The following is a 656-nucleotide window of genomic DNA, read 5'->3' as shown; positions in this document are numbered from 1 at the left end:
CTCCGACACGCCGGCCGCCGACGCGCTGACCGTCGCGCCGCGGATTCCCTCCGGCGCGCGCGAGGCGGCGGCCGACCCGCGCTTCGCCGACTGGGCAGGGCAGGCCCAGGGCCTGGCCGAGGATTACCTCGCCTCCTTCTCCGGATCGAACGGCGCCATGGTCTCGGGCGCGTCGCGCTTCTACGGCGAGCGCCTGCGCTTCCACGGGCGGATGACGACGTTCGCGGCCCTGCTCGCCGAGAAGCGCCGCTTCGCGCAGCGCTGGCCCGAGCGGCGCTACGAGCCGCACGACACCCGCACCGCCTGCAATGCGGCGCTGCAGAGCTGCGTCGTGCGCACCCTCGTCGACTTCCGGGCCGGCAACCCGGCCCGCGGCGCGCGCTCGCAAGGGGTCGCCGAGCTGGTGCTCGAGGTGAGCTTCGCCGGCGGCCGGCCGGTGATCGTCTCCGAATCGAGTCGGGTGCTGCGCCGCGGCGCCACGGTCGGCGCGCTTCCCGGAGCCGGCGCCAACGGCTAGACGACACGCCATGACAGCCTCGGCCACGAAACCACCGGCCACCGGAACATCGGCCACGACGCCCCCGGATGCGGAAGCCGAGGCTGTCATGGCGTGTCGTCTAGCCGTTGGCGCCGGCTCCGGGAAGCGCGCCGACCGT

Annotated in this window: 1 pseudogene; it reads left to right on the top strand. The window is 74.8% G+C overall.

The features are described from left to right. Nucleotides 1–517, top strand: a pseudogene (locus FV230_RS30215) (hypothetical protein); the annotation flags it as partial. Between the last annotated feature and the right edge of the window lie 139 nt (nucleotides 518–656).

The organism is Methylobacterium sp. WL6 (assembly GCF_008040095.1).
Lineage (GTDB): Bacteria > Pseudomonadota > Alphaproteobacteria > Rhizobiales > Beijerinckiaceae > Methylobacterium.
Note: the sequence above shows the minus strand (reverse complement) of the source record. Positions and strands in the feature narration are given on the sequence as shown.